This is a genomic window from Candidatus Omnitrophota bacterium (genome assembly GCA_016929445.1).
GTDB lineage: Bacteria > Omnitrophota > Gorgyraeia > JAFGIU01 > JAFGIU01 > JAFGIU01.
The window spans coordinates 1-7,676 of record JAFGIU010000052.1; the positions used below are offsets into that span (position 1 = coordinate 1).

The 7,676-nt window shown below is 55.8% G+C and carries 9 protein-coding genes and 4 tRNA genes; all 13 read left to right on the forward strand.

The features are described 5' to 3' along the window. On the forward strand, positions 1 to 602 hold a 602-nt coding region (locus JW937_04290; protein MBN1586633.1), incomplete at its 5' end, for a hypothetical protein. 185 nt (positions 603 to 787) lie between these two features. Then, positions 788 to 2,506: an ATP-dependent zinc metalloprotease FtsH gene (ftsH, locus tag JW937_04295; protein ID MBN1586634.1), complete on the forward strand. Its 1,719-nt coding sequence runs from the start codon at positions 788 to 790 to the stop codon at positions 2,504 to 2,506. Positions 2,507 to 2,509: 3 nt separating this feature from the next. Next, positions 2,510 to 3,403: a dihydropteroate synthase gene (gene folP, locus JW937_04300; protein ID MBN1586635.1), complete on the forward strand. Its 894-nt coding sequence runs from the start codon at positions 2,510 to 2,512 to the stop codon at positions 3,401 to 3,403. Next, on the forward strand, positions 3,403 to 4,224 hold the full coding sequence (gene cdaA / locus JW937_04305) for a diadenylate cyclase CdaA (GenBank protein ID MBN1586636.1): 822 nt from the start codon (positions 3,403 to 3,405) through the stop codon (positions 4,222 to 4,224). The genes folP and cdaA overlap by 1 nt, the downstream gene beginning before the upstream one ends. Then, on the forward strand, positions 4,221 to 4,637 hold the full coding sequence (locus JW937_04310) for a YbbR-like domain-containing protein (protein ID MBN1586637.1): 417 nt from the start codon (positions 4,221 to 4,223) through the stop codon (positions 4,635 to 4,637). Before cdaA ends, JW937_04310 begins: the two co-directional genes overlap by 4 nt. 4 nt (positions 4,638 to 4,641) lie before the next feature. Then, the gene (locus JW937_04315; protein ID MBN1586638.1) at positions 4,642 to 5,355 is read left to right on the forward strand and encodes a pyridoxine 5'-phosphate synthase; all 714 of its coding nucleotides are present in this window, start codon (positions 4,642 to 4,644) and stop codon (positions 5,353 to 5,355) included. Then, positions 5,352 to 5,738, forward strand: a complete 387-nt coding sequence (gene acpS / locus JW937_04320) for a holo-ACP synthase (protein ID MBN1586639.1) — start codon at positions 5,352 to 5,354, stop codon at positions 5,736 to 5,738. Before JW937_04315 ends, acpS begins: the two co-directional genes overlap by 4 nt. Further along, positions 5,735 to 6,619: an NAD(P)H-hydrate dehydratase gene (locus JW937_04325; protein ID MBN1586640.1), complete on the forward strand. Its 885-nt coding sequence runs from the start codon at positions 5,735 to 5,737 to the stop codon at positions 6,617 to 6,619. The genes acpS and JW937_04325 overlap by 4 nt, the downstream gene beginning before the upstream one ends. A 13-nt stretch (positions 6,620 to 6,632) precedes the next feature. Further along, positions 6,633 to 6,705 (forward strand) — tRNA-Thr (locus JW937_04330). A gap of 48 nt (positions 6,706 to 6,753) precedes the next feature. Next, positions 6,754 to 6,838, forward strand: a tRNA-Tyr gene (locus JW937_04335). Positions 6,839 to 7,038: 200 nt separating this feature from the next. After that, positions 7,039 to 7,112, forward strand: a tRNA-Gly gene (locus JW937_04340). Positions 7,113 to 7,382: 270 nt separating this feature from the next. Next, positions 7,383 to 7,458 (forward strand) — tRNA-Thr (locus JW937_04345). Between the two features lie 151 nt (positions 7,459 to 7,609). Beyond that, positions 7,610 to 7,676: elongation factor Tu (locus JW937_04350; GenBank protein MBN1586641.1), on the forward strand; the 67-nt coding region annotated here is incomplete at its 3' end.

The following is a 7,676-nucleotide window of genomic DNA, read 5'->3' on the forward strand; positions in this document are numbered from 1 at the left end:
CTGGTTTGCAGGGAATCCTCCCCAAACGTTCGATGCAAGGGGTGAGCTGGGTACGCCCTCTTCTGGGAGTATGGCGCGAAGATCTCAGAGAGTGCCTTCGGTTTCGGGATTTGGGTTGGAGAGAGGACGAGACCAATGCCGATCCGGTCCACCTGCGCAATCGAATCCGGTTGGAATTATTGCCCTTTTTGGAAAGCGAGTATCAACCCAATCTCAAGTCTTTGCTTTCGCAGCTTGCTGAATCCCTGCAGGCGGACCGGCAGTGGATAGAACAATGTGCAGAGGACTTATGGCCTCGAATTTGTGCGGGAGAGGAAGCGGGGTCTGAGTTTGGGGAATGTACGGTGATTCTGCAACGCCCGGAGCTGCTTGATCAACCCGAGGCTCTGCGCCGGGAGCTTTTGAGGCATGCGGTGCGCCGGGTCATGGGCCGTGAAAAACGATTGACTTATACGCATTGGCTTGCGCTCTCCTCCTTGGTGGAATCCGAGGCTGGAGCGAGAATTCTGGAATTACCTTTAGGCGTGCGCGCGTTGAGGCAGCGGGAGCGCGTTTACATCGGCCCTGCACGCATGATAGAATCAAAAGTTCAATCTAAGTAATTCAGAAAGAGAGGTTTAGTGTGCCCGAAGCTCCGGATTCCAAACAGCCGCAGCGTGGTCCGAAGACTTCCCGCGGCTTATTTTTTTGGCTCATTTTAACTCTGGGCCTAGCCTATCTAATCTACTCTGCTCCGGCCGGCGGTTTCGGGACTGTGAAGGAAATCGCCTACGGCGAGTATTACAGTATGCTGCAGCATAACCGTGAGACCCGCATGGTTATTTCCGCGATCGAGACGGAACGCACGATACGCGGGGAGCTGGCTGACGGCACGGGCTATTTTGTGTATTTGCCTGCTAACGATCCCACGCTTGTGGATCTCTTGAAGAAGCAGGTGGATCTCTACCAGGTTAAACCCCCCAGGGCCTTTTGGATCCACCTGTACTCCTTTGGCCCGATACTCCTTTTTATCGCTTTTCTGTATTTCTTTGTCTACCGCGGCCCGCAAGGAGGCGGGAAACTGCTCTCATTTGGGAAAAGCCGTGCGCGCGAGGTGAGCTCGGACAAGAATCCTATTACCTTTGAGCATGTGGCCGGGGTGGAGGAGGCCAAGGAAGAACTTTCCGAGATTATCGATTTTCTGAAGGATCCCAAGAAATTCCAGAAGTTGGGCGGCAAGATCCCCAAGGGTGTGCTTTTGATGGGGCCTCCGGGAACGGGAAAAACCCTTTTGGCCAAGGCCGTGAGCGGTGAGGCCGGGGTACCGTTTTTTAGTATTAGCGGTTCGGATTTTGTGGAGATGTTTGTGGGTGTAGGCGCAAGCCGGGTCCGTGATCTGTTTGAGCAGGCAAAGCGTTCAGCCAAGGCAGGGGGCAAAGGCGCGATCATATTTATCGACGAGATCGATGCCGTGGGCCGGCAACGTTTTGCCGGCATCGGGGGCGGCCATGATGAGCGGGAGCAAACCTTGAATGCCCTGCTGGTGGAGATGGACGGCTTTGGGACTGAAGAGGGGATTATTCTCATGGCAGCCACGAACCGTCCGGATGTCCTGGACCCGGCTTTGTTGCGGCCGGGCCGGTTTGACCGGCAGGTGGTTATTGACCGGCCGGATATTTTGGGCCGGGAGAAGATTCTTGAGGTGCACGTCAAGGAAGTGGTGCTTGCCGATGATGTGGATCTTAAATCCATTGCACGGCAGACCCCCGGATTTTCCGGGGCGGATTTGGCCAACTTGGCCAATGAGGCGGCGCTCCTGGCCGCGCGCCGCAATAAAGATTCCGTAGGTAAGTCAGAGCTGGAAGAGGCTATAGAGCGCGTCATGGCCGGTCCGGAACGCAAGTCCAAGGTCATTTCCCAGCACGAAAAGGAGATTGTGGCCCATCACGAGGCCGGTCACGCTTTGGTTGCCCTGTTGGTTCCCCATGCGGATCCGCTCCACAAAATTTCCATCATTCCCAGGGGCACGGCTGCGTTGGGTTATACGATGCAACTGCCTTTGGAAGATCGTCATCTCATGAGCCGCACCGAGCTTCTTGCGCGTCTTACGGTTTTGATGGGCGGCCGGGCCAGCGAACAAATCATTTTTGACGAGATTACTACGGGTGCCCAGAACGATATCGAGGTGGTTACAGAGGGGGCGCGCCGGATGGTCACTCAGTTTGGGATGAGTGAACGCTTGGGGACCATTGCTTTGGGTAAGCGGGACAGTCATGTGTTCCTGGGGCGCGACTTGCTGGATGAAAGAAATTATAGCGAAAAAACCGCGGAGCTTATCGACGAGGAGGTGCGGCGCATTGTCGACGGGGCTTTTGAGAAGGCTAAGCATCTGCTGACCGAAAACGTGGATAAGTTGAAGCTTCTGGCTAAGGAACTCCTGGAGAGAGAAATCCTCGACAGTGAAGAGGTTAATAGGCTGTTGGGCTTTGCCAACAAGCAAGAGCCTGCGCCGGATCCTGCGACCTGATCCATGTCCCAACCTGTATCCAGTGATACGGCTCTTCCCAGGGTCCGGCGTCCCCACCACAAGTGGAGATGTCGCGATCGCGTAATCGAGCTTGGTGAGCGCACTCAAATCATGGGTGTGCTCAATGTGACTCCCGATTCTTTTAGCGACGGAGGGCGCTTTGTCGATGCTTCTGCCGCATTGGCCCAGGCCAGGCTCCTCGTGGAAGAGGGGGCGGACATTCTCGATATCGGCGGGGAGTCCACGCGTCCCGGGTCTGCCCCGGTTTCTCTGGACACGGAACTCGGGCGGATTCTCCCTGTGGTGGAGGCTGTTGTTTCTGAGTTGCCGGTGGTGATCTCCGTGGACACGCGCAAGGCCGAAGTTGCACGACAGGCCCTGCATGCCGGCGCTCATCTGGTAAACGATATCAGTGCCCTGGAGTTCGATCCCCAAATGGCCGGAGTGGTAAGGGATTTTGGGGCGGGGCTTGTCCTCATGCACATGCAGGGATCGCCTGAGAGTATGCAGCAGGACCCGTATTATGAGGACGTAGTTACGGAAGTTCTTGAGGCCTTGCGTACTTCAGTGCAAAATGCACGAAAGGCGGGAATCCCCCGGGAGTGTTTGGCTGTAGACCCGGGCATTGGTTTCGGCAAGACTGTCGAACAGAATTTGCAGCTTCTGGCCGGGCTTCCATTTTTTCAGGAAGTGAATGTACCTGTTTTGGTGGGTACCTCCCGCAAGTCCTTTATCGGCAAAATCCTTAATCGCGAGGTTGAGGATCGCCTGCCTGGGACATTGGCTTCTGTCACGCTTGCTGTAGCGTACGGGGCTCATATTGTGCGGGTGCATGACGTTGCTGCTTGCGGAGATGCCGCGCGGCTGGCGGAAGCCCTGATCAACACTTGGGTGTAATGATGTTTCAGAAAATCCTCCAAGACATCGGGCATTACATCTTGCTCTACTGGCGCACCGGGGTGGAGATCCTCTTCCTCTACTACATCATTCTGACGGGCCTGCGCTTTATGAAGGGCACTCGCGCTATGCCTGTGCTCAAGGGTCTGGTGATTCTGGGCGTGTTGCTGTTTGTTATTCCTCAGCAGTTGGGATTGGAAGCCATCATTTGGATCATGACCAAGTTGTTGGCTATTTCTGTTTTGGCTATTTTAGTTGTTTTTCAGCCGGAGCTTCGGCGCGGCCTGGCCCGGCTCGGGCAACGCGGCATGTTGCGCGGCTTGGTTTATGAAGAAGAAGCGATCGCAGAAGTCGTGAAGGCCGTTCACTTTCTTTCGAGGCGGAAGATTGGAGGACTAATCGCCCTGGAAAGACAGACCGGTTTGAAGGGGCTGGCTGAGTCCGGTGTGAGTATTGACTCCCAGGTGACAAGTGAACTCATTACCACCATTTTCATGCCGAGTACGCCTTTGCACGACGGGGGCGTGATTATACAGGGCAGCCGTCTGACTGCGGCGGGTTGTCTTTTTCCGTTGAGTCAGACATCAGATCTGGAGAAGTCGGTGGGGACCCGCCACCGCGCGGCTTTGGGTCTGGCCGAAGAGACGGATGCCGCCGTTATCGTGGTTTCAGAGGAAACAGGAAACGTTTCCATGGCGGCGGATGGCCGGCTTTTCAGGAATGTGGATAAGGATAAGCTCCATTTGATGCTCGAGAATCTTTTCCATTCCGGCCGCAGACGGAACTGGCTGGAGTGGCCCTGGTCAGGAAAACGCGAATGAAGATGCCTTGGCTGACAAGAGATGTTGGACTCAAGATTTTGAGCCTTGTGTTGGCTGTGGCTGCCTGGATCTATATTAACGATGCCATATACGGCGGCTACAAAGAAGACGCGACCAAGCTGGCTGCCTATACCCTTGTCTCCAAACAGGTGCCGATTTTTGCCAATGTTGTGGGGACTCCCTCCGAAGGTTATGTGGTGATCCGCGAACGTGTGACCGTGGAGCCCGCCTCCTGCTTTCTCTTAGGACCGAGTGCAACCATGAGCAGTATTGAGTACGTCAAGACCGAACCCATCAGCGTTGAGGGTGCGCGTACGGATCTGACGGCTTCAGTGAGTCTTGGTAAGGTTGCAGGACTTCCCTTGGCACAAGAGACTCTTGTCAAAGTTGTGATCCCGATCCGGAGGCGTTAAGGCAATGCCGAAACTCGGAGTCAATGTGGATCACGTCGCTACTTTGCGTCAAGCCCGCCGGGGCGTCTGGCCCAGTCCGGTAGAAGCTGCCCTGCTTTGTGAAGAGGCAGGTTGCCATAGCATCGTGGCGCACTTGCGTGAAGACCGCAGGCATATTCAGGATGAGGATATCCGGGAACTCCGGAGGCAAATCCGCACACGTCTCAATCTAGAAATGGCCACTGCCCCGGATGTGGTCGCGCTGGCTTGTGAATTACGGCCGCACCAGGCAACCCTGGTGCCTGAAAAGAGAGAAGAGCTGACCACCGAGGGCGGCCTCAATGTGGTTGGGGATTCAGGGATAGTGGCTGAGACAGTGAGACGGCTCAAAGAATCCGGAATTACTGTGAGCCTGTTTATTGATCCTGTACGGGAACAAATTGAGGCCTCTGCGCGGATTGGCGCCGACTGTGTGGAGTTCCACACTGGGCGCTATGCGGATGCGTTGAGTGAAGCGGAACAAGTCCGGTGTTTCGGGGATTTGGAGCGCGCGGTTTCCCTGGCCCTGGATTCGGGGCTTGTGCCGCATGCGGGACACGGCTTGAGATTGGACAATGTGATTCCTGTGGCGCGGATCCAAGGGGTGGACGAACTCAATATCGGTTATTCGATTGTCTGTCGTTCGATTTTTGTGGGTTTGGAAGCAGCCGTTAAGGAAATGGTGGAGCGGATTCAATGATTGTTGCGGGTGCGGGTGTGGATATCGTGGATGTCGAGCGCATAGAAAAAGCGCGCGAGAAGTGGGGAGATCGTTTCCTTAATAAGATTTTCACGGCAGGAGAACTCAAGTATTCCCTGAGCATGCCGGTTCCCGAGATCCATCTGGCTGCGCGTTTTGCTGCAAAGGAGGCCTGCTTCAAGGCCTTGGATAGTGTCCAGCAAAAGAAAGCGGGATGGCAGCAGATCGAAGTGGTGCTTGACAAAGTGGGCAAGCCTCATGTGGCTTTGGGCGGGGTGCTTAAAGAATATTTCGCAGAGGGGGAAGTGCTCCATTTGAGTTTGGCACATACGCGCCAATTAGCCATTGCCATGGCTGTGCGCGGCCGGGAGTCAGTCCAGTGAAGACGCTGACACAAGCCCAGGTGCTCAAGAGCTTGCGCACTTTGCAGGCTCGCAAGGCTCAGACCCACAAAGGGGACTATGGGCGCTTGCTGGTTGTGGCGGGTTCCCCGGGCATGAGCGGAGCGGCTGTGCTTTGCGCCCGCGCAGCCCTGCGGTCCGGTGTCGGGCTTGTGAAAGTGGCTTGTCCGGAATCCATTGCCCCCATTGTGGCCGGTGCAGTGCCGGAGGCTCTCGGGTGCTCTTTGCCTGAAACGCCTGCAGGGGCCTTAGCTGCCCGGAGCTGGAAGAGCCTGGAGGAGAGCCTTGGATGGGCCAACACGCTTGTCGTGGGGCCGGGGTGTTCGGTGCAGTCTTCAGCGCAGAATTTGATGCGTCGAATTCTCAAACAGTGGCATGGCCCCATGGTCTTGGACGCGGACGGGTTGAGTGCCGCAGTGGGGCACCTGGATCTCTTGCGCCGGTGTCCTGTCCGTGCGATACTAACGCCTCATCCGGGCGAGATGGCGCGCCTCTTGGGCAAGAGCAATGAGGCAGTCCAGAAAAATCGTCAGGCTGCGATTCAAGAATTGGTGCGAGAGTCCGGCAGTGTGGTCCTCCTCAAGGGGCACCAGAGCCTCGTCTGTGATCCCGAAACAGCTCCCTTCATGAACTCCACGGGCAATCCCGGAATGGCCAGCGGAGGAACCGGGGATGTGCTTTCGGGCATTGCGGGGGCCTTTGTGGCGCAAGGATTGCTTGGAGTTCAAGGTGCTGCCGCTGCCGCTTATGTGCACGGATTAGCCGGAGACATCGCAGCTCGGGCCTTGGGGCAGATCAGTGTGATTGCCTCGGATTTGGTGGACTTCCTGCCCATGGCCTTTAAGAGTCTGCGGCGCAATTGATGTGGAGTTTTATGCCGGCGTAGCTCAATTGGCAGAGCAACGGTTTTGTAAACCGTAGGTTGGGGGTTCGATTCCTCTCGCCGGCTTAGATTGAGAAATGATTTTGGGGAAACGGTAGTTTCCCCCCAAGTTTCGGGTAGGTACCCAAGTGGCCAACGGGGGCAGACTGTAAATCTGCTGGCATAGCCTTCGGAGGTTCGAATCCTTCCCTACCCACCAGATCTAGAGGCCTCTCTGCCAGTGTGCAAGGCAGGGGAGAGAGTCAGCTAGAGAGGATGGGCGAACGCCGGACGGTGTGCGGCCTTCTCTCAGCTTGAGTCTTCTCTGCCTCTGTGCGGGTTTTGGTAAGAATCAAAAGGCGGGGAAGGGGCACCCGGCGAGGTGACGAGCGGGGCGCCCCTTGCCGCCGTTGGCTTTATGCGGGCGTAGCACAGTGGTAGTGCTCTAGCCTTCCAAGCTAGCTACGCGGGTTCGATTCCCGCCGCCCGCTCCAAAGTCCGGTACAGTGCGTTAAGCATTGAAAAATAATTAGTTAGGACTAATATGCCCCTGAGTTCCTGATCTCCGGGGCCTTTTCGACCCTGGGCCCTGGGTTGCCCAAATAGGTCTGTGCAAAAAAAAGCACTCTGGAGTGCTTGACAGGCCATTGGTTGATGCTAAAATGCTAAGCTTATCTGTCTCTGTGTGTTATGAGCCCGGTAAAGACAGGCCCAAAAGCCCGGACAGACAGCGATTTCGGAGTCTTACCCTACCTAATTTTTTGGCCCATGTAGCTCAGTAGGTAGAGCACGTCCTTGGTAAGGACGGGGTCGGCGGTTCGATTCCGCCCGTGGGCTCCATTCGCCGCTTGAGTGAAGGCGAGAGGTGTCACTTAGCGTAAATCGAGGAACGCAACGCAGACCGTCGTCGGTTTTAGCAATAGCAGAAGTACCACCTACTTCTTCTATACAAAGAAATGGACGACACCAAACTCCACTGGAGGGCTGTTGAATGGCTAAGGAGAAATTTGAAAGAACAAAGCCTCACGTAAACGTGGGAACGATTGGGCACGTGGACC